This window comes from Nonomuraea sp. NPDC050310, assembly GCF_040655795.1.
GTDB lineage: Bacteria > Actinomycetota > Actinomycetes > Streptosporangiales > Streptosporangiaceae > Nonomuraea.
The window spans coordinates 676,618-698,671 of sequence record NZ_JBFAKP010000002.1; the positions used below are offsets into that span (position 1 = coordinate 676,618).

Annotated in this window: 24 protein-coding genes and 1 pseudogene; 11 read left to right on the forward strand and 14 right to left on the reverse strand. The window is 70.3% G+C overall.

What is annotated here, in order from left to right; genetic code table 11:
- Positions 1-47: 47 nt before the first annotated feature.
- Positions 48-1,178 carry an MFS transporter gene (locus AB0I67_RS09450; RefSeq protein ID WP_357920215.1) on the forward strand — a complete coding sequence of 377 codons (1,131 nt, stop codon included), beginning with the start codon at positions 48-50 and terminating at the stop codon, positions 1,176-1,178.
- Here AB0I67_RS09450 and AB0I67_RS09455 read toward each other — a convergent pair.
- Entirely contained in the window at positions 1,145-1,732 is a 588-nt protein-coding gene (locus AB0I67_RS09455) for a TetR family transcriptional regulator (protein WP_357920218.1), read from the reverse strand. The two genes, AB0I67_RS09450 and AB0I67_RS09455, sit on opposite strands and share 34 nt — an antisense overlap.
- A gap of 74 nt (positions 1,733-1,806) precedes the next feature.
- Here AB0I67_RS09455 and AB0I67_RS09460 point away from each other — a divergent pair, with 74 nt between their 5' ends.
- Positions 1,807-2,793, forward strand: coding sequence for a hypothetical protein (locus AB0I67_RS09460; RefSeq protein WP_357920221.1), 987 nt, complete (start codon positions 1,807-1,809; stop codon positions 2,791-2,793).
- On the opposite strand, the gene AB0I67_RS09465 is transcribed toward AB0I67_RS09460, so the two are convergent.
- Positions 2,745-3,578 carry an undecaprenyl-diphosphate phosphatase gene (locus AB0I67_RS09465; RefSeq protein ID WP_357920224.1) on the reverse strand — a complete coding sequence of 278 codons (834 nt, stop codon included), beginning with the start codon at positions 3,576-3,578 and terminating at the stop codon, positions 2,745-2,747. The two genes, AB0I67_RS09460 and AB0I67_RS09465, sit on opposite strands and share 49 nt — an antisense overlap.
- 114 nt (positions 3,579-3,692) lie before the next feature.
- On the opposite strand from AB0I67_RS09465, the gene AB0I67_RS09470 reads away from it, so the two are divergent.
- The 3 genes from AB0I67_RS09470 to lipB all read left to right on the forward strand — a co-directional run bounded on the left by AB0I67_RS09470 (position 3,693) and on the right by lipB (position 5,081).
- On the forward strand, positions 3,693-4,202 hold the full coding sequence (locus tag AB0I67_RS09470) for an HAD domain-containing protein (RefSeq protein ID WP_357920227.1): 510 nt from the start codon (positions 3,693-3,695) through the stop codon (positions 4,200-4,202).
- A gap of 63 nt (positions 4,203-4,265) precedes the next feature.
- A complete protein-coding gene (locus tag AB0I67_RS09475) occupies positions 4,266-4,436 on the forward strand; it encodes a PspC domain-containing protein (protein WP_357920231.1) in 171 nt (56 codons plus the stop codon).
- 9 nt (positions 4,437-4,445) lie between these two features.
- Positions 4,446-5,081: a lipoyl(octanoyl) transferase LipB gene (gene lipB, locus AB0I67_RS09480; RefSeq protein WP_357920234.1), complete on the forward strand. Its 636-nt coding sequence runs from the start codon at positions 4,446-4,448 to the stop codon at positions 5,079-5,081.
- Here lipB and AB0I67_RS09485 read toward each other — a convergent pair.
- The 4 genes from AB0I67_RS09485 to AB0I67_RS09500 form a co-directional block, all read right to left on the reverse strand.
- On the reverse strand, positions 5,078-6,601 hold the full coding sequence (locus tag AB0I67_RS09485; protein ID WP_357920237.1) for an amino acid permease: 1,524 nt from the start codon (positions 6,599-6,601) through the stop codon (positions 5,078-5,080). The two genes, lipB and AB0I67_RS09485, sit on opposite strands and share 4 nt — an antisense overlap.
- Positions 6,598-7,476 (reverse strand): phosphotransferase, encoded by an 879-nt coding sequence (locus tag AB0I67_RS09490; RefSeq protein ID WP_357920240.1) that lies wholly within the window; start codon positions 7,474-7,476, stop codon positions 6,598-6,600. The genes AB0I67_RS09485 and AB0I67_RS09490 overlap by 4 nt, the downstream gene beginning before the upstream one ends.
- A gap of 877 nt (positions 7,477-8,353) precedes the next feature.
- Positions 8,354-8,830 (reverse strand): Clp protease N-terminal domain-containing protein, encoded by a 477-nt coding sequence (locus AB0I67_RS09495; RefSeq protein ID WP_357920243.1) that lies wholly within the window; start codon positions 8,828-8,830, stop codon positions 8,354-8,356.
- A gap of 9 nt (positions 8,831-8,839) precedes the next feature.
- Entirely contained in the window at positions 8,840-9,043 is a 204-nt protein-coding gene (locus AB0I67_RS09500) for a helix-turn-helix domain-containing protein (protein ID WP_357920246.1), read from the reverse strand.
- Positions 9,044-9,093: 50 nt separating this feature from the next.
- Here AB0I67_RS09500 and AB0I67_RS09505 point away from each other — a divergent pair, with 50 nt between their 5' ends.
- The gene (locus AB0I67_RS09505) at positions 9,094-10,557 is read left to right on the forward strand and encodes an FAD-dependent monooxygenase (protein WP_357920249.1); all 1,464 of its coding nucleotides are present in this window, start codon (positions 9,094-9,096) and stop codon (positions 10,555-10,557) included.
- Here the strand turns inward: AB0I67_RS09505 and AB0I67_RS09510 are convergent.
- From AB0I67_RS09510 to AB0I67_RS09520, 3 genes are all read right to left on the reverse strand, one after another.
- The gene (locus AB0I67_RS09510; protein WP_357920252.1) at positions 10,554-11,030 is read right to left on the reverse strand and encodes a TIGR03618 family F420-dependent PPOX class oxidoreductase; all 477 of its coding nucleotides are present in this window, start codon (positions 11,028-11,030) and stop codon (positions 10,554-10,556) included. The genes AB0I67_RS09505 and AB0I67_RS09510 overlap by 4 nt on opposite strands.
- A gap of 36 nt (positions 11,031-11,066) precedes the next feature.
- Positions 11,067-12,497 (reverse strand): MFS transporter, encoded by a 1,431-nt coding sequence (locus tag AB0I67_RS09515; protein WP_357920255.1) that lies wholly within the window; start codon positions 12,495-12,497, stop codon positions 11,067-11,069.
- Between the two features lie 81 nt (positions 12,498-12,578).
- Positions 12,579-13,064 (reverse strand): MarR family winged helix-turn-helix transcriptional regulator, encoded by a 486-nt coding sequence (locus AB0I67_RS09520; protein WP_357920258.1) that lies wholly within the window; start codon positions 13,062-13,064, stop codon positions 12,579-12,581.
- Positions 13,065-13,254: 190 nt separating this feature from the next.
- On the opposite strand from AB0I67_RS09520, the gene AB0I67_RS09525 reads away from it, so the two are divergent.
- Both AB0I67_RS09525 and AB0I67_RS09530 read left to right on the forward strand, forming a co-directional pair.
- Positions 13,255-13,656 carry a hypothetical protein gene (locus tag AB0I67_RS09525; RefSeq protein ID WP_357920261.1) on the forward strand — a complete coding sequence of 134 codons (402 nt, stop codon included), beginning with the start codon at positions 13,255-13,257 and terminating at the stop codon, positions 13,654-13,656.
- 191 nt (positions 13,657-13,847) lie between these two features.
- Positions 13,848-14,207: a nuclear transport factor 2 family protein gene (locus AB0I67_RS09530; protein ID WP_357920264.1), complete on the forward strand. Its 360-nt coding sequence runs from the start codon at positions 13,848-13,850 to the stop codon at positions 14,205-14,207.
- 93 nt (positions 14,208-14,300) lie between these two features.
- Here AB0I67_RS09530 and AB0I67_RS09535 read toward each other — a convergent pair whose 3' ends face one another.
- The 4 genes from AB0I67_RS09535 to AB0I67_RS09550 form a co-directional block, all read right to left on the reverse strand.
- The gene (locus AB0I67_RS09535) at positions 14,301-14,990 is read right to left on the reverse strand and encodes a hypothetical protein (protein ID WP_357920267.1); all 690 of its coding nucleotides are present in this window, start codon (positions 14,988-14,990) and stop codon (positions 14,301-14,303) included.
- Between the two features lies 1 nt (position 14,991).
- Positions 14,992-16,182, reverse strand: coding sequence for an XRE family transcriptional regulator (locus AB0I67_RS09540; protein WP_357920269.1), 1,191 nt, complete (start codon positions 16,180-16,182; stop codon positions 14,992-14,994).
- A gap of 222 nt (positions 16,183-16,404) precedes the next feature.
- The gene (tuf, locus tag AB0I67_RS09545; RefSeq protein ID WP_357920271.1) at positions 16,405-17,562 is read right to left on the reverse strand and encodes an elongation factor Tu; all 1,158 of its coding nucleotides are present in this window, start codon (positions 17,560-17,562) and stop codon (positions 16,405-16,407) included.
- Positions 17,563-17,822: 260 nt separating this feature from the next.
- Positions 17,823-18,356, reverse strand: coding sequence for a type 1 glutamine amidotransferase domain-containing protein (locus AB0I67_RS09550; RefSeq protein ID WP_357920274.1), 534 nt, complete (start codon positions 18,354-18,356; stop codon positions 17,823-17,825).
- A gap of 58 nt (positions 18,357-18,414) precedes the next feature.
- On the opposite strand from AB0I67_RS09550, the pseudogene AB0I67_RS09555 reads away from it, so the two are divergent.
- Positions 18,415-18,612, forward strand: a pseudogene (locus tag AB0I67_RS09555) (heavy-metal-associated domain-containing protein); the annotation flags it as partial.
- A 91-nt stretch (positions 18,613-18,703) separates the two neighbouring features.
- Here AB0I67_RS09555 and AB0I67_RS09560 read toward each other — a convergent pair.
- Entirely contained in the window at positions 18,704-19,060 is a 357-nt protein-coding gene (locus AB0I67_RS09560; RefSeq protein WP_357920277.1) for a DUF2809 domain-containing protein, read from the reverse strand.
- A 142-nt stretch (positions 19,061-19,202) separates the two neighbouring features.
- Between AB0I67_RS09560 and AB0I67_RS09565 the strand changes: the two genes are divergently transcribed.
- Together AB0I67_RS09565 and AB0I67_RS09570 are read left to right on the forward strand one after the other, a co-directional pair.
- A complete protein-coding gene (locus AB0I67_RS09565) occupies positions 19,203-21,020 on the forward strand; it encodes an ABC transporter substrate-binding protein (protein WP_357920280.1) in 1,818 nt (605 codons plus the stop codon).
- Positions 21,017-22,054: an ABC transporter permease gene (locus tag AB0I67_RS09570; protein ID WP_357920283.1), complete on the forward strand. Its 1,038-nt coding sequence runs from the start codon at positions 21,017-21,019 to the stop codon at positions 22,052-22,054. Before AB0I67_RS09565 ends, AB0I67_RS09570 begins: the two co-directional genes overlap by 4 nt.

Consider the following 22,054-nt stretch of genomic DNA (forward strand, 5'->3'; position numbering starts at 1 on the left):
AGTTGGAAGGTTTGACAACAATCCAACAATAAGTCACCGTGACAAGCGTGATTCGCCGCCTGTATCCCCTCGCCATAGGGAATTTCGCGATCGGCACCGGCATGTTCGTCACCGCCGGCCTCGTCCAGCCGATCGCCCGTGACCTGGACGTCTCCCCGGCCGCCGCCGGGCAGATGATGACGGTCTTCGCCCTGTCCTACGCGGTGCTCTCGCCCGTCCTGGCCGCGTTGAGCGCTCGCCTGTCCCGCCGGACCGTCCTGGTCGCCGGCCTGGTCGTCTTCATCGTCGGCAACGTGCTGACCGCGCTGGCGCCGAGTTTCGGCCTGGTGCTGGCCACCCGCGTGCTCGCGGCCATCGGCGCCGCCCTGTTCACCCCCACCGCCTCGGCCGTGGCCAGCGCGCTCTCCCCGCCGGAACGGCGCGGCCAGGCGCTCGCGCTGGTGATGGGCGGGCTGACCATCGCCACCGCACTCGGCGTGCCGCTGGGCACCTGGCTCGGCGCCACGAACTGGCGCGCGACGTTGTGGCTGGTGGCGGGGCTCGGCGTGATCGGCCTGATCGGTGTCGCCACCCAGGTCCCGGCCCTGCGGCTGGAGGCCTCCGGGCGGATCCGCGACCGCTTCGCGCCTCTGGCCGACCGGGGGCTGCTCGCCGTACTGATCACGCAGTTGCTCATCTTCGCCGGCGCCTTCAGCGCCTACACCTACCTCGGCGCGCTGATCGACCTGCCGCTGCCGGCCGTGTTGTGGGCATGGGGGATCGGCGCCATCGTCGGCACGCACTTCGGCGGCCGGCTGACCGACGCCTACGGCCCGCGGCGGATGGTCTTCCTGGGCATGGCCGGGGCGACCGCGCTGATGGCGCTGACGCCGCTGGCCAACCTCTCGCTGGCGGTGGGCCTGGTCTGGTCGTTCCTGTGGGGGGCGCTGGGCTGGCTGCTGGGGCCGTCGCAGCAGTACCGCACGGTGGCCGCGGTGCCGCACAACGTGCCGGTAGGGCTGGGCCTGCTCTCCTCCAGCCAGTACGTCGGCTTCTTCTTCGCCGGCGTCGCCGGCGGCCTGGCCCTGGAGTGGTACGGCAGGCCGGGCGTGATCGTGCTGGCGGCCGGGCTGGGTGTGGCCGCCCTGGTGTTCACCTTCGTGACCTACCCCGCGAAGTCGACGGCTCCGGTCAGGTAGCGCTGCAACGTCGGTCCCACGCTCGCCACGAGCGCCGGGGCCGGCATGGAGGCGAGCGGCTCGATCCGGATCACGTACCGCAGGACGGCCAGGCCGAGCAGTTGCGTGGCGGCCAGCACGGCCCGCTCCTCGGGGTGGTCGGCGCCGAGCCGCTCGATCAGCGGGCGCAGCAGTTCCCCGCGCATGAGCTCCTTGAGCAGCTCGGCGGCGGCGGGTGTGGACGTGGCCGCGGTGATCACCGCGAGCATGAGCGGGCCCTGCTCCGGGTCGGACCACAGCTCCAGGTAGCGGGTGATCAGCCGCTCGCCGAGCTGTCCCGGGTCGCCGTCGAGCGCCGCCTGCAGTTGCCGGATCGGCATCGCGCCGCCCTTGATCGCGGCGTCGAACAGGCCGTCCTTGGTGCCGAAGAAGTGCATGACCAGCGCCGGATCGACGCCGGCCTCCCGCGCCACGCCCCTGATGGTCGTCTTGCCGTACCCGTGCTCGGCGAAGGCGGCCATGGCCGCGTCGAGGATCGCCTCTCTGGTCTGCGAGGTCCCGGATCGCCTGCCCATGGGGGCTATTCAACCATGGTGAATTGAGCTACCTTCAATTCAACACAGTTGAAATCATCAGGTGGTGAGTTTCAGTGCGCAAAGTCATCGGCGCCATCGTGGGCGTCACTTTGCTCGGCCTGCTCTTCGCCGCGTCGTTCCTCGGCGCCTTCAGCAAGCCCGCCCCGCACGGCGTCCCGGTGGGCGTCGTCGGCCCGGCCCCGGTCGTGGAGCAGCTCTCGGCGACCCTGGCCAAGGTCAAGCCCGGCGCCTTCGAGCTGACCGGCTACGCCTCGGCGGAGACCGCGCGGCAGGCGCTGCTCGACCGGGAGCTCGACGCGGTCCTCGACCCGCAGGCCGGCAAGCTCGTGGTGGCCTCCGCGGCCGGACGCACGGGCGCCAACGTGATCACCGCGGCGTTCCAGGGCGCGGCCCAAGCCCAGGGCCGGCCGCTGACGGTCGAGGACGCGGCTCCCACCGCGCCCGCCGACGCGGGCGGCATCGCGGGCATGTTCTTCACGCTCAGCCTGGTCATCCCGGGCGTCGCGCTGGCGGTGCTGCTCTTCCAGCTCGCGCCCCGGCTCGGCTTCGGCGCCCGCACCGGAGCGCTCGCGCTGGGCGCGCTGGTCGCCGGGTCGGCCACCGCCTGGCTGGCGCACTCGGTCTTCGAGGTGCTGCCCGGCGACTACTGGGCGCTGGCCGCGATCTCCTCAGGCCTGGTGCTGACCATCGCGCTGGTCGGATCCGGGCTGGTCAAGCTGCTCGGACCCGGCGGCGTCGGGCTCGCGGCGCTGCTCTTCGTCGTCGTCGGCGTCCCGGCCAGTGGCGGGCCGCTCGGCGCACGCTACATCCCCGAGTGGTACGCGACGATCGGCCACTACCTGCCGGTCGGGCCCGGCGCCGAGGCGATCAGGAACGTGGTGTTCTTCGACGGCGCGGCGCTGGCCTGGCCGCTGACCGTCCTCGGCGTCTGGGCCCTCGTCGGGCTGGTCCTGCTGGCCCTGCCGGGGCGCGGCAGGGCCGCCGCCGAGCCTCAGCCGGCCGGCAGGGGGTCGATCCAGCCGAGCGCCACGGCCAGGTAGATGAACAGGCCCAGGGCCACCCGGTAGACCACGAACAGGGTGAACTTGTGGGTGCTGATGTACTTCAGGAACCACGAGACCGCCAGGTAGCCCACCACGAACGAGATCACGGTGGCCAGGATGGTCGGCCCCCAGTCGGGCGCACCCGTCTCGCCGATGTCGGTGAGCTGGTAGACGCCCGAGCCGAGCACCGCCGGGATGGCGAGGAGGAAGGAGTAGCGCGCCGCCTCCTCGCGCCGGTAGTCGAGGAACAGACCGGCGGTGATGGTGCCGCCCGAGCGGGAGACGCCGGGGATGAGCGCCAGCGACTGGGCCAGACCGTAGATCACCGCGTGCAGCGGGTTGAGGTGCTTCTCCAGGGTGAGCTTGTTGCGGGCCGTACGGTCGGCGAAGAGCAGGATGAGGCCGAAGACGATCAGGGTGGCGGCGATCAGCCGCAGGTCGCGGAAGACGCCCTCGATCTCGTCCTCGAACAGCAGGCCCAGCACGACGATCGGCAACGTGCCGATGATCACGTACCAGCCCATGCGGGCGGCGGGCTCACCCCGCAGCTCCGGCTTGAACAACGCGAGCGTCCAGGTCTTGATGATCTCCCAGATCTGCTTGCGGAAATAGATCAGCACGGCCGCCTCGGTGCCGAGCTGGATCACCGCGGTGAACGCCGCCCCGGGGTCGTCCCAGCCGACGAACGCCGAGACGACGCGGATGTGCGCGCTCGACGAGATCGGCAGGAACTCCGTAAGTCCCTGGAGCAGTCCGAGAACCACCGCTTCCAACCAGCCCACGTGGCAACACCTTTCACGAACCGGGATCGACAAGCCAGGGTAGTGGAACGCGGTCGGGCCGGGCGCTCGGTCGAAAGGTTGATACCGGTGAGCGCATGCCGGGAGAATCGCCTCATGTACGGGCGCCCGCTGCTGCTCGTCGACGTCGATGGCGTGCTCAACCCGTTCTCCACGCAACCGGGCTTCAGACGCTATGAGTGCACGATCGGCGAGGAGCACTACACGGTCCATCTCAACCCGGCGCACGGCGCCTGGTTGATGGAGCTCGCCCTGGCCGCCCGCGCGGAGCTGACCTGGGCGACGACCTGGGAGGAGTCGGCCAACGAGTGGATCGCGCCGCGGCTCGGGCTGCCGCGGCTGCCCGTGGTGCCGCTGGCGCACGACGCGCCCAGCGAGCTGGGTGAGATGTTCAAGACGCCGCACGTCGCGAAGTACGTGGGTGACCGGCCGTTCGTGTGGTTCGACGACCACGTCTTCCTGGAGGACGAGGAGTACCTCAGGGGCTATCAGGGGACGGGTCAATTTCTGCTCGTCAACGTCGAGCCGCGGCGCGGGCTGACCAGGGAACATCTCGAAACGGCCCGCGAGTGGCTGTCCCTGACAGGGTTTTCTCAGGGTCCGTAGTGGAACGAAGGGAGCCTGGGTGTCCGTTTTCCTAGGCGAACACACGAACACACGGAGGAGAGCATGCACCGCTCAAGCAAGCACAAGGTTCTCGGCGGCGTCTGTGGCGGGATCGCCGAGTCGCTGGGCTGGTCGCCCACGCTCGTGCGCGTCCTGTGGCTGCTGGCCTCGCTGCTGCCGGTCGTCGGCTGGGTCCTCTACGTCGTGCTCTGGATCGCGTTGCCGCTGAGATAGCCTCGAAGCATGAGGCAACGCCCCCTGACGCTGATCCAGGACGACCTGGTCGACTACGACCAGGCGATGGAGCGGATGCGGGAGCTCGTCGGCGAACGCCAGCGCGACGAGCGCCCCGACACCCTCTGGTTGCTCAGCCACCCGCAGGTCTTCACCATCGGCCGGCGGACCCCCATGGACCATCTGCCCGACCCCGCCAAGGGCATCCCGGTCGTCGAGACCACCCGGGGCGGGCAGCTCACCTACCACGGCCCCGGCCAGCTCGTCGGCTACCTGATCGTCAAGCTCGGCGAGGGCGAGGGCATCGTCGACTACGTGCGCGAGGTCGAGCTGCGGCTCGTCGAGGCGCTCGGGAAGCTGGGCCTGCCGGCCGAGCGCCGCGACACCCCGCCCGGCTCCGAACTGCTCACCGGCGTCTGGACCGCCGAGACGGGACGCAAGATCGTCTCGATCGGCATGCGGCAGAGCCGCGGCGTCACCAGCCACGGGTTCGCCCTCAACGTCGACGGCGACCTGGAGCCCTGGCACTGGGCGGTGGCCTGCGGGATGCCGGACGTCGACATGACCTCGGTCCAGCGCGAACTGGGGCGGACCTCGATGGACGAGGTCCGCGCCGCAGTCGTCACCGCCTTTGAGGCGGGTTAGGGAGCCGGCACCTCGTCCACGTTGCGACGGGGTCCGGTGAACCACTTCCTCGCCGACAGCGTCCACCACAGCCCGATGCCGAGCAGGACGACGCCGACGGCGATGGGCGCGTAGTTGACCGCCTTCCAGTCGAAGTTCTCGCTGAACGGCACGCCCGCCGGGGAGACCGGCATGATGAAGTAGATCGAGATGATCACGATCTCGACGATCGCGATCAGGTTCAGGACCCGGTACTTCGACCCGAGCGTCCACGGGCCGGCGACGAACGCGTCGCCCATCCGCCAGCGCAGCCAGATCGGGATGAGGAAGGCCAGGTAGAGCCCGATCACCGCGATCGACACCACCGCCAGGAACGCGGTCGGGGTGACCGTACCGGGAGGGGCGTAGAGCGCCGGCAGGGTGATCACCAGGGCGGCGAGGCAGCCGCCCAGGATCGCCGCGACCGGCGTGCGGTTCCGGTCCACCCGCGACCACAGCCGCCAGCCCGGCACCGCGCCGTCACGCGAGAAGGCGTAGGTCATCCGCGACATCGACGTCACGCAGCTCATCCCGCAGAAGAACTGGCCGATCGTCGAGATGCCGAGGATCAGCGTCGCCGGGACCACGTCGAGCGCCGAGTTGAAGATGGCCACCACCTGGCCGCCGCCCTTGTTGATCGCGTCCACGTCGGTGGCCGCGAACAGGAAGGCCAGCAGCACGATCCAGCCGCCGATCGCCGAGTAGAAGATCGACTGCCAGAGCCCGCGCGCCGCCGAGTGCGCCGCCCCCTTCGTCTCCTCCGACACGTGCGCGCAGGCGTCGAAACCGGTGATCGTGTACTGCGTGAGCAGGAAGCCCAGCGGCAGCACGTAGAACCAGAACGGCAGGCCGCTCGTGCCGTCGCCGAACCCGGAGTTGTTGATCGTCTCGGTGAAGACGAACGACGCCGACTGGTGCCGCTCCGGCAGGAAGACCAGGATGCCGACGACGACCGCCGCGCCGACCACGTGCCACCAGACCGAGATGTTCTGCAGCAGCGAGATCAGCCGGTGGCTGTAGATGTTGATCAGCGCGTGCAGGGCCAGGATCGCCACGAAGAACAGGAACACCCGCAGCAGGCTCGGCTCCCAGGCGGTGAACTGCGTCAACGTCAGATCCAGGAACGTCGCGCAGCCGTAGTCCACCGACGCGGTCACCGCGATCAGGCCGACCAGGTTCAGCCACCCGGTGAACCAGCCGTGCACCGGCTTGCCCAGCTTGGCCGCCCACCAGTAGATGCCGCCGGCCGTCGGATAGGCCGAGACGAGCTCCGACATGGACAGGCCGATGATCAGGATGAAGATCGAGATGATCGGCCAGCCCCACGAGATGGCGACCGGCCCGCCGTTGTTCCACGCCTGGTAGAAGGTGGTGAAACAGCCCGCGAGGATGGAGATGATGGAGAAGGAGATGGCGAAGTTGGAGAAGCCGCTCCACGTTCGCGCCAGTTCTTGCTTGTAGCCGAGCTCGGCGAGCCGTTTCGCGTCCTCGTCGACTGTCATGGGGGGTGTCTCCTTGTCTGATCGATGAGCTGGCCGAAGGACGGGTCGTCCAGATCTCGTACGGCACGCGCGAACTTCTCCGCCGCCTCTGCGGCGTAGTCGAAGGCGCCCTGCCTGGCCATGAGCCCGTGATGGACCGAGAACCACAACGTCCACGTCACGTTCGACATGATCAGGAAGAGCCGGACCCTCGCCTCGTCGATGCCGTACGCCCTGGCCAGCCTCGCCGTCCGGTCAGGGTCGAAATCCGCCTCCGCCGCTATGTCGCCCAGCTCGAAGGCCGGATCGTTGTTGCCCGAGAGCTGGTAGTCGACGATCCGGATGCCGTCCGCGGTGGCGATGAAGTTGCCCGCCAGCAGGTCGTTGTGGCACGGGACGGTCGGCACCCGCGGCATCGCGCGCTCGATCTCCTCGACCGCGGGGAGCACCTCGTCGTAGCCGTCCGGCTTGCTCAGGCCGTACTGCCGGCAGATCTCCCGGAACTGCCGCAACTTGTCGAAGATCGAGAAGTCGTTCACGAATCGCGGGCCGGCGTGCAGGACCTTGCAGGCCTTCGCGATGCCCTCGATGTTCGCGGCCACCCCGGCCGCGTCGAGCGTCACCCCCTCCACGTACTCCAGCAGCAGCGTCCCGTACTCCGGCCAGCTCGCGACGATCGACGGACCCACGCCCGTGCGGGCGGCCAGCTCGGTGTTGGCGATCTCCTGCTCCAGCGGGATCCCCAGACCCGCCGCGCAGACCGCCGGATCCAGCACGCGCAGCACCCACTGCCGCCCGTCCTCGCACTCCACGCGCGAGACGCGATGGCTCAGGCCACCCTTGATCGGAACCTCGTGAACCGGTCGCCCGGCCCACGCTGCGACGAGCTCCAGCATGCGGACTCCTTTTGGCCTACGTTTAGACCATTCCTGGGCGGCGGGCTAGGTGTTACATCGCCGGTTTGATCACGCGTACTCGGCTAGATTCCACAACCCTCCGGAAAACTTGGCCCTCCGCCACGCACTTCTGGCCCTTTCCGGGGCTTCGGTCCTTCGCGAGGGCGCTTCGCGCATTTGGAGCTTCGGTCTGCGCTCGGTGGGGGGCCGCCTCCGGCGTCCCCCCACACCCCCCGGTGCGAGGGGCCTCCCGGCCCCTCGCGCTCCCCGGGCCTGGGGCGGGGAGAAAGCGGGGAGTCTTGGGGCCGGTCGCTGTGAAGGGCGGTGACCTGCACACGGCTCCGGTCTGGCGGCGTCACCCACGTTCGGGGGACGGCGTCTACGCAGCGGGACGGGCACAGCGTCTACACGGCGGGATCCATGCCGGGGGCGGCCTACGAGGTCAGGGTGCCGCGACTTCTCACACGCCCGAGGCCCTCTGGCTTGGTGGATCCGCTGCTGCACGGCGTCTCCGCCCACGCCCTCAACCCGCCCGCCGAGGTGGAGCGATTCCCGCCAGCGGCGCACGCCAGGCTCAGGCGGCCTCAACGTGGGCTTGCCGTGGGTGCGGTGAGAGAACCGAACGGGACAACGCGGTCGCGCAGACCACGGGAGGCTAGGGCTCGGCGTGAGGTCGGCTCGGGCGGGTCGGTGGCATCGGCGCCGGGCGGTGGACCCCGTCCGGTCGGGTCGGCAGGGGGCGGTGGGCCGACTCGGCCCCATCGGGAAGGGGCGGTGGACCGGCGGCGGCCCCATCGCGAGGGTGGTGACTGCGGCGGGCCGGTTCGGCGGCGCGCGGCGGACCGCGGCGCGGAACCGGCCGAGGCGAGGGGGCGGGTTACTCGGCTGAGTGGGTGAGGCGGGTTCGGGTGGTGGGGCGGTCGATGCCGAGGTGGTCCAGCAACTGGGCCACGGGGTCGGGCGGTTCGTGGGAGAGCAAGGCCAAGAGGAGTTGGGCCGGCCCCTCGGTGTCGCGGTTCTTGCGGGTGGTGGTCTTGACGGCCTGGGTGAGGGCGGTGCGGGCCCCGGTGGCGAGGGCGGTGGGGGAGACCGGGGGGTGGCGGCGGGGCCGGGTGGGGGGTGGCGGGTCGATGTCGAGGCCGATGGCGCGGAGGGCGGCGGCGTCCAGGTCGGCCAGGGCGCGCCGGGCGGTGGCGAGGTCGACGCCAAGGGCGCGGCTGGTGATCGAGTCAGGGGTGCGCAGCAGGCCGAGCAGCAGGTGCTCGGTGCCGATCCGGCGGTCGCCACGCTGCCGGGCTTCGTCGGCCGCCGCCTTGATGGCGACGGCGAAGGGGCTCTTCTCGCTCCCGAACATGGCCGGTTCTCACTTCCCGTACTTGGCGTGCACAGACTGACGGGAGACGCCCAGGGCGTCCCCGATCTGCTCCCAGGTCCAGCCCTGCTCGCGGGCCAGCAGCACCGAGGTGGCCTCGACCTGCTCGGCCAGCCGGTGCAGGGCGCCCACCGCGCGGAGCCCGACGGCGGGATCGTTCGTTCTGATGCGCTCGGACAGTTCCTCCAGATCCACGCTGTCAGGCTAGGTTGACGGCCGATGTTTGTCAATCTAGCCTGACAGGCATGGAGGACATTCTCATCATCGGAGCAGGGCCCGTGGGGCTCCTGCTGGCCTGCGAGCTGAGCCTGACCGGCGCCCGCCCGGTCGTGCTGGACCGGCGTCCACAGCCTGGGGACACACCCAAGGCCAACGGGCTGGGCGGGCAGATCATCGACGTCTTAGACCACCGGGGGCTGCTGGAGAGGCTGAGCGCCGGGAGCCCCTTCTTCGGCGTGCCGCCGGGGTTCCCGTTCGGGTCGGTCCCGCTCCGGTTCGCCGGGGTGGACGGCATCCCGCTGCGGATGCTGATGATCCAGCAGCCCCGGCTGGAGCGGCTGCTGGGCGAGCGGGCGGCCGAGCTGGGGGTGCGGATCCGCTGGGGGCACGAGGTGACCTCGCTCGCGCAGGACGCGGAGTCGGTGACGGTCCAGGGCGAGGGGTTCGCCCTGCGCGGTCGCTATGCGGTGGGGTGTGACGGGGGCAGCAGCCGGGTCCGCGAGCTGGCGGGGATCGGCTTCCCCGGCACCACCGACGACGAGCAGGTGTGGCTCGGTCACTTCACCACCGGCACCGAGACCGGGGTGTTCGACCATCCTCGGGTGGCGGGGCTGGGGCCGGGGTGGAACCGCACGCCGGCCGGGCGGGTCCTGGTCACCTCGCTCCAGCCTGGAGTCCACATCGTCGGCGTCCGGGAGGTGCGCGGCGACGCGGCGGGGCGGGTCACGATCGCCGACTTCCAGGCGGCGGTCCGTCGGGTGCTCGGCGACGACCTGCCGCTGGGCGAGCCGATCTGGTTGTCGCGTACGCGGTCGCAGGCACGGGTGGCCGAGCGGTACCGGAGCGGGCGGGTGTTTCTGGCAGGTGACGCCGCGCATCTGTTCCCGGCGGGCGGCTCGGCGCTCAACGTCGGCCTGGTGGATGCGGTCAACCTGGGCTGGAAGTTGTCGGCGACGCTGGCGGGGAACGGGCCGGAGGGGCTGCTCGACACCTACGAGGCGGAGCGTCGTCCCGCGGCTGAGCGTGCGTTGATGCAGACGCGCGCTCAGGCCGCTCTGGAGCGGCTGCCGCAGGAGGAGGGGGACGCGTTGCGGTCGCTGCTGACCGAGGTCTTCGCCTATGAGGAGCCGGTGCGGCACATGGCCGCGCTGCTGCACGGGTCCGACTTGCCGTACGGCGGCGGCGGGCACCCGCTGATCGGGCGGCTGGTTCCCGATCTTCGGGTGGTCACCGAGGACGGGGAGCGGCGGGTGGCCGAGCTCATGCATCGGGGCCGGCCGGTGCTGCTCGATCTGGTTGGTACGGCAAGCCTCGACCAGGAGCTCGGCGGGCGGGTCGAGGTGGTTCGGGCTCGGTGCGCCGACGCCCCCGCCGAGGCCATCCTGATCCGGCCGGACGGGGTCGTGGCGTGGGCGGGGAGCGGCGGGGACGGGCTGGCGGCGGCTGCGGAGCAGTGGTTCGGGCGCGGCTCGGTCGGGGCGGTCCGCTAGTCGGCGGCGGGGAGGTCGAGGGCGGTGCCGTACAGGCGGGTGACGGGCAGTCTGATCACCACGCGCTGTTCGTCCACCTGCCGGCGGAGGAAGGCGGCCTCCTCCGCCGGGTCGGCGAATCCCGGGGTGATCGCGAGGAGTTCCCTGCTGGTGGCGTCGCCGGGCTCGGTGGTGACCTCGGAGACCTCCGCGTCGCCCTCGGCGACGGCGAAGGACCAGATGGACGGGCCGGTCACGTGCAGGGAGATGCGGGGGTTGGCGCGGACGTGGCGGGCCTTGAGGCGGTCGGTCGTGGTGGAGATCCGGATGACTCGTTCGTCCGGGTTCCAGCGGTACATGATGGTGGACTGGTGGGGGTGGCCGCTGCGCTTGACGGTGGACAGGACGCCGAACCGCTGGGTGGCGAGCAGGTGGGAGAGGTCCGCGTCGGTGAGCGGGCGAGGGGCCACGGGGGTGGACTCGGTCTGGGTCATGGGTCTGGGTCCTGTCTGCAGTCGGGGGTCAGTGGTTCAGGCCACGAGAAGGGGCTCTGGAGCGGGGGTGCGGGGCTGGCGGAGGACGAGGAGGGTGACGGTGAAGGCGGCCACGAGCAGGGCCGCGGCGACCGCGAAGGCCACGTGGTAGCCGCCGGTCAGCGCGGCGGCCCGACTCTGGCCGGCGGCGAGCAGGTCCTCGGTGCGGGTGGCGGCCAGGGTGGACAGGACGGCGACGCCGAAGGCCATCCCGATCTGCTGCGTGGTGTTGAACAGCCCTGAGGCCAGCCCCGCGTCGTCGGCCTTGGCGCCGGACATGCCGAGCGAGGTCAGCGCGGGCAACACCAGGCCGCCACCGGCGATGAGCAGCATGACCGGGAGCAGGTCGGTGACGTAGTCGGCCTGGACGGGGACGCGGGTCAGCCAGCCCATCGCGCCGAGCAGCAAGGCCAGCCCCGCCAGCAGTACGGCACGCTCGCCGTACCGCGTGTTGAGCCGTGCGGAGACGAACAGCGACACCCCGCCGATGGCCAGCGCCGCGGGCAACATCGCCAGGCCGGTCGCCAGCGCGCCGTACCCGAGCACCTGCTGCATGTAGAGCGCGACGAGGATCTGGAAGGCGAACATGGCCGCCAGCGTGAGGATCTGCACCAGGTTCGCCCCGGAGACGTTGCGCGAGCGGAAGATCCGCAGCGGCATCAGCGGCGCCCGGGCGCTCGCCTGCCGCAGCACGAACAGCGCCAGCAGCACGAGCGACACCGCGCCGAGGCCCAGGGTGTGCGCGGCGAGCCAGCCGTACTGCTCGACCTTGACCACGGTGTAGATGCCCAGCATCAGCCCGGCGGTGACCAGCACGGCCCCGACGACGTCGGCGCCCCCGGCGAGCCCGGCGCCGCGGTCGGCGGGCAGGACGCGGACGGCCAGGGCGATCGTGGCCAGCCCGATGGGGAGGTTGATGAGGAAGATCCAGTGCCAGCTCAGCAGGTCGGTCAGGACCCCGCCGAGCACCTGGCCGATCGAGGCGCCCGCCGCGCCGGTGAAGCTGAACACGCCGATCGCCTTGGCCCGCTCGGCCGCGCCGGTGAACAGCGTCACCAGGATGCCGAGCAGGACGGCCGAGGCCATCGCGCTGCCCACGCCCTGCAGGAACCGGGCGGTGATCAGCAGGCCCGGCCCGGCCGACGCGGCGGCCAGCACCGAGGCCGCGGTGAAGACCGCGTTCCCGGCCAGGAACATCGCGCGGCGGCCGATCAGGTCGCCGAGCCGGCCGGCCAGCAGGAGCAGCCCGCCGAAGGCGATCAGGTACGCGTTGACCGTCCAGCTCAGGCCGGCGGGGGAGAAGTCGAGGTCGCGCTGGATGGCGGGCATCGCCACGGTCACGATGCTGCCGTCGAGGATCGTCATCAACATCGCCGCCGACAGCACCATGAGGGCCAGTCGGCGGGATCGGGGTGTGGTGGAGGCCATGAGCTTTCTCTCCTGCTCCGTTGGGGGACAGGAGAGACCATAGCAGATAGTTTTGTTATAGACGATCCTTCACGGATCCAATCAAGCCTTCTGGCGGGCCCGCCGTACCCCCTGCGGGGCCTCGACCGGGGTGGCCAGATGGCCGGTGACCAGGCGGTTCATCGCTCGCAGGAACACCTCGCGCTCGTCGTCCGGCAGGGCGCTCAGGGCCGCCTGGTGCACGCCGTCGACGATCTCCTGGCTGCGTGCGGCCACCTCCGCGCCCTTCGGGGTGACCGCGATGATCCGGGCCCGCCGGTCGGTGCTGGACGGGCGGCGCTCGGCCAGGCCCGCCTTCTCCAGGGCGTCCACGGTGACCACCATCGTGGTCTTGTCCATGTCGCCGATCTCGGCGAGCTGGATCTGCGTGCGCTCCTCCTCCAGGGCGTGGACCAGCACGCAGTGCATGCGCGCGGTCAGCCCGATCTCGGCCAGCGCGGCGGCCATTTTCGTGCGCAGTACGTGGCTGGAGTGGTCGAGCAGGTAGGACAGGTCCGGTTCGGTGCGGGCGGGCGCCATGGCGGTCATCTCGACAGCCTACCAACTGGTCCTGATCCGGATTATCTGCTTCCTTCCCACTCTGCGGGTGGCAAAAATCTTCCCCCTGGTCGGGCCCGAAATAGCCGCCCGCATTACCTCCCGCGTAATCGCGCAGGTCACCCCGTTCGCGACAACCTTGGGACATCGCACGGGGAAACACCCCGGAAGGGAGCTCGAAATGACCGCCATGACCGTCACCGCGGACCGCACCCGGTTCCTCCGTCTCGCCCTCGCCACCGACGCCGTGGTCACCGGTGGGAACGGCCTCATCTACCTGGCCTTCGCCGGACCGGTCGGCGACCTCCTCGGGCCCGACACCGGCCTGCTGCGCGGGATCGGGATCTTCCTGCTCGTGTACGGCGCAGCCGTCGGCTTCCTCGCCGCGCGGCCCAACGCCGCGGCCGTCAAGGCGGTGATCGCGCTCAACATGATCTGGGCGCTCGGCAGCATCGCGGCGGTGGTGACCGGGGTGATCGAGTTCAGCACTCTCGGCGCGGTCTGGGCCATCGCCCAGGCGCTGGTCGTCGGCGGCTTCGCCGAGCTCCAGATCATCGGCCTCCGCAAGGCCAACCGCCCCTGACCCCCGTCACCCGCCAGATCCCTGGCGCTGGCCGATCCCCGGGCACCCGCCCTTGGCACCGGCCGGACCCCCGGCACCCGCCCCTGGCACCGGCCGGACCCCGGCACCCGCCCCTGGCCCCTGGCCCCTGGCTTCCGGCCCACCTGATCTTTGGTTCCACCCCTGACCGCTCACCTGAAAGGGCTGCTCCCATGACGAACGACCTGCTCGCCCGCTACCTCGCCGCCTGGAACGAGACCGACGCCGACGCCCGCGCCAAGGCCGTCGCCGACCTGTGGACCGAGGACGGCACCTACACCGACCCCCTGGCCGACGTCGCCGGCCACGAGGCCATCGCCGCAGTGATCGCCGGCGCCCAGGGCATGTTCCCCGGCCTGGTGTTCACCGCCGGGCAGGTGTTCGAGGCCCACCACGACGTGGCCCGCTTCACCTGGCACCTCGCCCCCGAAGGCGCGACCGAGCCCATCGCGATCGGCTTCGACGTGGTGCGCCTCACCCCGGAAGGCCGGATCCGCGAGGTCATCGGCTTCCTGGACAAGCTGCCCGGCTGACCACCCGCACCGGACAAGGCCCCTCAACGAGGGGCCTTTCGCCGTTGGGCAGGCAGACCAGATTGGGACGGTAGTAGCGGGCCCGCCAGCAGGTCACTGCGGGCCACTGGCCGGCGGTGTCCCTCCCTGGCTCGGTCCGGCTTCCTCTACCTGGGCCGGGACGCGGGCCGTCGCGTCGGTCCGGAGCCACCTTCGATGGACTTCCACCAGACTGGTCTTCTCCAGGGGCACCAGCCCGTCCCCGAAGGCGCGCAGTCGTGCGTAGCCGCGGCGAAGCTCGGCGATCGAGGGGAAGTGGCCGAGCTCGATCGCCAGGGTGAGGACGTCCTCAATGCTGAGGACGGGGATGTTCCACCGGGCGGCGAGCCGCTGACCTTCTTGATCGTCTAGGGCGGCGATGACCTCGTGACCCAGTTCGGCCAGGTGAACGCTGTGGGCGACCACAACCACCTCGCCCAGGTCGCGGCGGGCACGTACGGCCTGCTCAAGGTCGAGGCCACGAATCTCCTCGATCACTTCCACGACCCGGGGAGCCGCCGTGGCGAGCTCCAGCGCGGGCAGCACCTCGATCCGCCCGCTGGCAGCCAGCCGCGCCCAGCGTTGCCGCAGACCGGGGTACTTGCCGTCCTTGCCGGCGACTTCCTCGCAAACCTCGTGCGGGACGAGAAGAACAAGCCCGGCCTTGGTCAGCACATCGATCAGGAGAGGATGGAGGTTCGCCCCCACGAAATGGACACAGATCACCGCGTCCAGGACACATATCTCGTCTCCCCGATCGGGCACGTCAGTCCTCCCGGGCGGCTCGTGTTCGAGCCCGCGACAGCAGGCGACCGAGGTCGGCGTGACGCACCGGCGGGCTGTCCGGATTGATGCCCGCCTCAGCCAGGCCGGCCGCCAGTTCGGCCACATCGCGCGCTTCGATCGCGGCCAGCGCGCGGATGCCGAGTCGTCCCGCGCGGTACGCGGTGGTCGCACGTTCGAGGACCCGCCGTGGTGGCCGCCGAACGCGCGCGTTCTCCTGCTCGCGGTCGTATTGCGCCCCCCAGCCGTAGCGCCGCGCGAGATGCGCGCCGGAAGGTCCACGAAGGGTCTCGACCTGTGCATCGGTGAGCAGGCCGAGCTGCCGGAGCTGGATGAGGATCACCATGAGGCTCACGCCGAAGTGGCGGGCGAGCAGGGCGCAGTCGCGTTCGGCCAGCGGGCGGCCGGTAGGGGCGAGCCACGCCCGGATCCCGTCCTGCGGGGCGAGCAGATGCCGGGCGAAGGCGTCGCAACGGACCTCGGCCGGAGTACGGCACGCGGTGACGGCGTCGCTGTGCGCGCCGTCGCCGAAGAGCAGGTGGCCGAGCTCATGGGCGAAGGTGAAGCGCTGACGTTCCGCCACAGCACGCGAGCCGATGGCGATCAGGACGACTCGCCGGTCGGGGTCGATGACCGTCAAGCCGTCCACCCCTGCGGGAAAGTCGAGCACCGCGGTATCGGCCCCGGTCAGTCGCTCGGCGAGCTCTCCGGGGTCCGACAGGGGCGCGCCGCCGAGATCCAGGAGGTGACGAACCGCCTCGGCGAGCATCCGGCCCTGGGTCTCGGCCGGTAGCGACGCGTCGGGGAGCGGGAGGTCGGGCCGGGGCGGAGGGGTGTAGGGGGCGACGAGCCGGTCCAGTCGGTCATCGAGAACCAGGATGTCCATCGCCTGCTGGATCGCGACGGTCGCGGCTTCGTCATCCGGCCGGCCGATCCGTGCGGCGACGCGGGCGCGGGAGCGTACCGGGTTGCCGCGGGTCAGGTCGGCGAGGGGAATCCCCAGCGCGGCGGCCACAGTGTCGAGTTCGGCGATGGTGACTTTCGTTCGCGTGCCCAGCTCGATGCGGGCCAGTGTCGGTTGTGACAGGCCGGTTTGCGCGGCGAGCTCGCGCTGGTTGAGGCCGGCCCGTTCGCGCTCGGCTCTGACTCGCTGGCCGACGGTCTTGAGATCCATGGAGCCTCCTCTCGCTGAATCAAGTCTACAGATTTGATTCAGCAAGGGAGAGGTGTCCAGCATCGCAGCCGAACCTCAGTAAATCGCCGCACGCTCGGGTAGCGCGAGGGGCCGGAGGCTCCTCGCATCGGGGGGTGTGGGGGGACGCCGGAGGCGGCCCCCCACAGGGCAGGGCCGAGCCCTGACGCGCGAAGCGCGCCGGGGCTGAGGCTCAAGCCGAGGTCAGGGCAGGACGGTGCCGGCGCCGACGGTGAGGCCGCCTTCGCGGATGGCGAAGCCGAGCCCCGCCTCGACCGCCACAGCCCTGCCGAGGTGCACGGTGACCTCGACGGTCTGGCCGGGCTCGGCCGGGCCGGGCAGGTCGATGCGGCCGGGCACGTCGGTGGTCCGCAGGTAGAACTGCGGCCGGTACCCGTCCACGATCGGCTTGCGCCGGCCGCCCTCCTCGGGGGTGAGGAGGTAGACCCGGGCGGTGAAGCTGTCCCGGGCGAGCTGCGAGCCGGGCGCGGCCAGGACCATGCCCCGCCGTACCTGCTCGCGACGGACGCCGCGGAGCAGCACGGCGGCGTTGTCGCCGGCCTCGCCGCGCTCCATGGTCTTGCCGAACGTCTCGACGCCGGTGACGACCGCGGTGTACGGCTCGCCGTACCCCACGACCTCGACGGTGTCGCCGACGCGGACCGCGCCGCGCTCGATGGCGCCGGTGACGACGGTGCCGCGCCCGGTGACGGTGAGGACGTTCTCGACCGGCATCAGGAACGGCGCGTCCACGTAGCGGACGGGCACCGGGATGTGGTCGTCCACCGCCTGGAGCAGCGCCTCGATCGAGGCGGTCCAGGCGGGGTCGCCCTCCAGCGCCCGCAGCCCGGAGACGCGGACCATGGGCACGTCGTGGTAGTCGTGCTCGGCCAGCAGCTCCGACAGCTCCAGCTCGACGAGGTCGGCGAGCTCGGGGTCGGCGCCGTCGGCCTTGTTGAGCGCGACGACCAGGTGCTCGACGCCGACCCGCTTGGCGAGCAGGACGTGCTCGCGGGTCTGCGGCATGATGCCGTCCTGCGCGGAGACCACGAGGATGGCGCCGTCGAGCTGCGCCGCCCCCGTGATCATGTTCTTCACGTAGTCGGCGTGGCCCGGCATGTCGACGTGCGCGTAGTGGCGGGTGGCCGTCTCGTACTCGACGTGCGAGATGTTGATCGTGATGCCGCGCTGCGCCTCCTCGGGCGTGCGGTCGATCTTCTCGAACGGCGTGAACGTGGCTCCGCCGCGCTCGGCGAGCACCTTGGTGATGGCGGCGGTCAGGGTGGTCTTGCCGTGGTCGACGTGGCCCATCGTGCCGATGTTGAGGTGCGGCTTGTTCCGCACGTAGGCCTGCTTGGCCATGGGAGTTCCTTGTCGCGAGTGCCTGAAGGGGGTGACCCGAACGGGTCGGTCGACCTCCCCCCGCCGGGTCACCAGGACTTACGGGGAGAGGTCAGCGCTCCAGGCCGTCGCAGACACGCTCGAGCACACCCGCGGCGATCGCGGGCGTGGTCAGGAGAGCGTGCCGGAACATGAGCGTCATAGTGCCGCGTACAAGCGCGCTGCGGCAACGGATTATTCCGGCAGCGGCGGCGACCGCCGCTGCCGTGGTACGACGCCGGTCAGCCGAAGGCCTCGACGGCGGCCTGGCAGAAGGCCTTGAGGTCGTCCGGCTTGCGGCTGGTCACCAGCGTGCTCGGCGCCGCGTTGCAGACGACGACCTCCTGGTCCACCCAGGTGGCGCCGGCGTTGCGGAGGTCGGTCTGGAGGCTGGGCCAGGACGTCATCGTGCGGCCGCGGACGACGTCGGCCTCGATGAGCGTCCAGGGCGCGTGGCAGATCGCGGCCACGGGTTTGCCGGCGTCGAAGAACTCGCGGACGAAGGCGACGGCTTTCGGTACCGTACGCAGGAAGTCGGGGTTGGCGACCCCGCCGGGCAGGACGAGTCCGTCGAACTCGGCCGAGCTGGCGCTGTCGACGGTGGCGTCGACGGCGAAGTGGTCGGCCTTGTCGAGGTGGTTGAAGCCCTGGACGTGTCCCTGCTCGGTCGAGACCAGGAGCGCGGTGCCCCCGGCCTGCTTGATCGCCTTCCACGGCTCGGTCAGCTCGATCTGCTCGACGCCTTCTGGTGCGACGAGGAATGCGATGGTCATCATAGGGATCCGCTACCCCGAATATGGCGGCCTAGTACCCCTAGGGGGTATAGTTGGGCTTATGACGGAGACGACTTTTCAGGTTGAAGGCATGACGTGCGGCCACTGCGTGAGCTCGGTGACCGCCGAGGTGGGCAAGGTCGCGGGGGTCAGCGGGGTGCGGGTCGACCTGGCGACGAAGGCGGTCACGGTGACCAGCGAGGGTCCGGTGGACGAGGCGCTCGTCGGCGCGGCGGTGGCCGAGGCGGGCTACGAGCTCGCCCCCAAGGTGGAACTGCTCCCGCAGGCCGGCGGCTCCTGCTGCGGCTCCGGCGGCTGCCACTGATCTCCCCGTAGCCTGACAACCCACTTCACGGCCGGCTCTCCGACACGGAGCGCCGGCCGTACGCATGGAGGAGGAACGCCAGCAGCCCGCCCACGGCGTACCAGAGCAGATCGGGGGCGTTGAAGGTGCTCCCGAACACCGGCCGCAAAACCTCAGGAATCCCCACAATCTGCGCAAATTCGATCACCCAGCTCGCTCCGACCGCGATGAGCAGCGTCCACACCGGTTTCAACCTGGGCCACACGAGCAACACCAGCACATAGATCAGCACCGTGTAGAGCGCGTCGCCGCCGTACTTCGCGAAGGGCCCGTCCATGAACATCCTGAGCCCGAGGCCTGCGGCAACGGTGATCAAGGCGAGGGCGGCGAGCGCGAGACGCATGGCGGAACCCTAGCGGACTGAAAATTTACACCGCAGAATGCAACGGGAATGAAACAATTTTCCGTCGTTCGTTGACACACGCTCTCCCTAGGGTGTGCCTTCTTGTACAACAGGTAACCCCCCGCCTGAAGGTGAGGCACTGATGACGAAATGGCTCGCGCGCCTGTCGGCGCTCGGCGTGGCTTTTTTACTGCTGGTCCAGGGGCAGGCCGCCCTGGCCCAGGATCCCTCGGCGGGTAAGAAGATCGTGCGCATTGGCTCGATCCAGTCCGTCGACTCGATGAACCCGTTCAAGGCGGTGCGCCTGATCGCCGGGCAGCTCCAGCGCTGGACGTACCTCTTCCTGACCACGCCCGACCCCAAGACGCTCGCTCCCAGCCCGGACCTGGCCGAGTCGTGGACGACCAGCCCCGACGGGCTGACCTGGACGTTCAAGATCCGCGAGACCAAGTGGTCGGACGGCAAGCCGGTGACCGCGCACGACGCGGCCTGGACGTTCAACAAGATCATGACTGACGACAAGGCCAAGACCGGCAACGGCCCGGCCGTCGAGAACTTCGAGAGCGTGTCGGCCACCGACGACCGCACCCTCGTCATCAAGACCAAGGCCCCGCAGGCCTCGATGCTGGAGAACCCGATCCCGATCGTGCCCAAGCACGTCTGGGAGAAGGTCGCCGACATCGACGCCTACGAGGCGGAGGACAACCCCGCGGTCAACGGCGCGTACATCCCGTACGAGCAGAAGAAGGACCAGTACGTCAAGCTGAAGGCCAACCCCGACTACTGGCGCGGCAAGGCCAAGATCGACGAACTGCAGGTCGTCTTCTACGAGAACCCCGAGGCCGCCGTCGCCGGTCTGAAGAAGGGCGACATCGACCTCATCGGCCGCCTCGCCGCCCCGCAGTGGGAGGCCGGCGCGGGCGACGCGAACATCGTCCAGTGGAACACCCCGGGCCGCCGCGCCGCCTACCTGCAGATCAACCACGGCGCGACCACCTCCGACGACAAGCCCATCGGCGACGGCCACCCCGCGCTGAAGGACGTCAAGGTACGGCAGGCGCTGCACTACGCCATCGACAAGAAGGCCCTGGTCGACCAGGTCCAGAACGGCCTGGCCGTCCCGGCGGAGGGCTCGATCGTCCCGCCGATGTACAAGGACTTCTTCTGGCAGGCCGAGGGCGCCGACAAGGTCAGCTTCGACCTGGCCAAGGCCAACCAGATCCTCGACGAGGCGGGCTACAAGAAGGGCGCCGACGGCGTCCGCACGATGCCCGACGACCCGAACAAGAAGCTGGAGTTCCGCTTCAGCATCCACACCGAGACGCCCACCGAGGAGAAGCTGGCGCAGTTCCTGACCGGCTGGTTCAAGGAGATCGGCATCACGCTGACCACCCGGGCGCTCGACTCCAACAAGTTCACCGAGGAGACCGGCAGCACCGCGCTGTTCGACATCGCCATCAGCGGCTGGTCGGTCAACCCCGACCCCGAGGAGGTGCTCGCCACGCACCTGTGCAGCCGGCGGCCCACCCCCTCCGGCGAGGGCGGCGGCACCGAGTCCTTCTGGTGCAACCAGGAGTACGAGGGCCTCTACACCAACCAGCTCAAGGAGCTCGACCGGGCCAAGCGGGCCGACCTGATCAAGCAGATGCAGAAGAATCTGTACGTCAACGCCCCGGTGATCGCCATCTACTACCCGAACAACCTGGAGCTGTACCGCAAGGACCGCATCACCAGCATCGAGCCGGTGCCGGCCGGCCGCCAGGGTGAGGGCATCCTGTACGGCGGCAGCAGCGGCTGGCCGATGTACTCGATGGACGCCCCCGCACCGGCGGGCGCCGCGAGCGGTGGCGGCATGAGCACCGGCCTGATCGCCGGCATCGTCGGCGGCGTCGTCGCGGTGGCCGCGGTCGGCTTCCTGGCTCTGCGCCGCCGCAAGACCACGGCGGACGACCGAGAGTGACCAGCACGATCGACACCGGGCTCGCCGCCGATCTGGCGGCGGGCCCGGCCTCGCGGGGAATGTGGCGGTACGCCCTGACCAAGCTGGGCGGCGCGCTGCTCAGCATCGTCATGGTGGTCATCGCCACGTTCTTCCTGTTCCGCCTCATCCCGGGCGACCCTGTGATCGCCTACACCCGGGACGTGCCGCTCAGCCCCGACCAGATCAACCTCCTGCGCAAGCAGATGGGGCTCGACCAGCCGGTCCCGCAGCAGTTCCTCGACTTCCTGGTCAGGACCTTCACCTTCGACTTCGGCACCTCCTACGAGTACCGCCGGCCGGTGCTCGACCTCATCGGCGAGCGCTTCGGGCCCACGCTGCTGCTCACCGGCGTCGGCGTGATCATCTCGGTCGCGCTCGGCCTGTGGCAGGGCACCCGCGCCGCGTGGAAGCACGGCGGCCGCTTCGACCGCTACTCCACCGCGGTCTCGCTGGTGCTCTGGTCGGTGCCGACCTTCTGGCTGGGCCTGCTCCTGCTCATGACGCTCGCCTCGGGCATCGGGCCGATCCCCGGCCTGTTCCCGACCCGCGGCATGGAGAGCGTGGACTCGCCCGACGGCTTCGCCTACGTGCTGGACGTGGCGCACCACATGGTGCTGCCGTGCCTCACCCTGGTCGCCGTCGTCTACGCCCAGTACCTGCTGGTCATGCGCTCGTCGTTGCTGGACGAGATCGGGCAGGACTACGTGGTCACCGCGCGGGCGAAGGGCCTGCGCGACGACCTGGTCCGGCGCCGGCACGCCGTGCCCAACGCGTTGCTGCCGACGGTCACGCTGGTCTTCATCCACATCGGCTTCGTGGTCGGCGGCGCGGTGAGCGTGGAGTACGTCTACTCCTGGCCCGGCCTGGGCCTGCTCTTCGTGGAGGCGATCAAGGGGCCCGACTTCCCGGTCATGCAGGGCACCTTCATCGTGGTCTGCGTCGCGGTGATCATCATGAACACGCTGGCCGACGTGCTCTACCACGTGCTCGATCCGAGAGTGAGGTCGACGTGA

What these genes read in the sequence shown, in the direction of transcription:
- AB0I67_RS09525 (WP_357920261.1), top strand. Translation starts at nt 13,255, where the DNA reads ATGACCGCCATGACCGTCACCGCGGACCGCACCCGGTTCCTCCGTCTC.
- AB0I67_RS09550 (WP_357920274.1), bottom strand. Translation starts at nt 18,356, where the DNA reads ATGATGACCATCGCATTCCTCGTCGCACCAGAAGGCGTCGAGCAGATC.
- AB0I67_RS09485 (WP_357920237.1), bottom strand. Translation starts at nt 6,601, where the DNA reads ATGACAGTCGACGAGGACGCGAAACGGCTCGCCGAGCTCGGCTACAAG.
- AB0I67_RS09515 (WP_357920255.1), bottom strand. Translation starts at nt 12,497, where the DNA reads ATGGCCTCCACCACACCCCGATCCCGCCGACTGGCCCTCATGGTGCTG.
- AB0I67_RS09455 (WP_357920218.1), bottom strand. Translation starts at nt 1,732, where the DNA reads ATGGGCAGGCGATCCGGGACCTCGCAGACCAGAGAGGCGATCCTCGAC.
- AB0I67_RS09490 (WP_357920240.1), bottom strand. Translation starts at nt 7,476, where the DNA reads ATGCTGGAGCTCGTCGCAGCGTGGGCCGGGCGACCGGTTCACGAGGTT.
- AB0I67_RS09540 (WP_357920269.1), bottom strand. Translation starts at nt 16,182, where the DNA reads ATGGATCTCAAGACCGTCGGCCAGCGAGTCAGAGCCGAGCGCGAACGG.
- AB0I67_RS09505 (WP_357920249.1), top strand. Translation starts at nt 9,094, where the DNA reads ATGGAGGACATTCTCATCATCGGAGCAGGGCCCGTGGGGCTCCTGCTG.
- tuf (WP_357920271.1), bottom strand. Translation starts at nt 17,562, where the DNA reads ATGGCCAAGCAGGCCTACGTGCGGAACAAGCCGCACCTCAACATCGGC.
- lipB (WP_357920234.1), top strand. Translation starts at nt 4,446, where the DNA reads ATGAGGCAACGCCCCCTGACGCTGATCCAGGACGACCTGGTCGACTAC.
- AB0I67_RS09520 (WP_357920258.1), bottom strand. Translation starts at nt 13,064, where the DNA reads ATGACCGCCATGGCGCCCGCCCGCACCGAACCGGACCTGTCCTACCTG.
- AB0I67_RS09560 (WP_357920277.1), bottom strand. Translation starts at nt 19,060, where the DNA reads ATGCGTCTCGCGCTCGCCGCCCTCGCCTTGATCACCGTTGCCGCAGGC.
- AB0I67_RS09470 (WP_357920227.1), top strand. Translation starts at nt 3,693, where the DNA reads ATGTACGGGCGCCCGCTGCTGCTCGTCGACGTCGATGGCGTGCTCAAC.
- AB0I67_RS09510 (WP_357920252.1), bottom strand. Translation starts at nt 11,030, where the DNA reads ATGACCCAGACCGAGTCCACCCCCGTGGCCCCTCGCCCGCTCACCGAC.
- AB0I67_RS09495 (WP_357920243.1), bottom strand. Translation starts at nt 8,830, where the DNA reads ATGTTCGGGAGCGAGAAGAGCCCCTTCGCCGTCGCCATCAAGGCGGCG.
- AB0I67_RS09565 (WP_357920280.1), top strand. Translation starts at nt 19,203, where the DNA reads ATGACGAAATGGCTCGCGCGCCTGTCGGCGCTCGGCGTGGCTTTTTTA.
- AB0I67_RS09530 (WP_357920264.1), top strand. Translation starts at nt 13,848, where the DNA reads ATGACGAACGACCTGCTCGCCCGCTACCTCGCCGCCTGGAACGAGACC.
- AB0I67_RS09475 (WP_357920231.1), top strand. Translation starts at nt 4,266, where the DNA reads ATGCACCGCTCAAGCAAGCACAAGGTTCTCGGCGGCGTCTGTGGCGGG.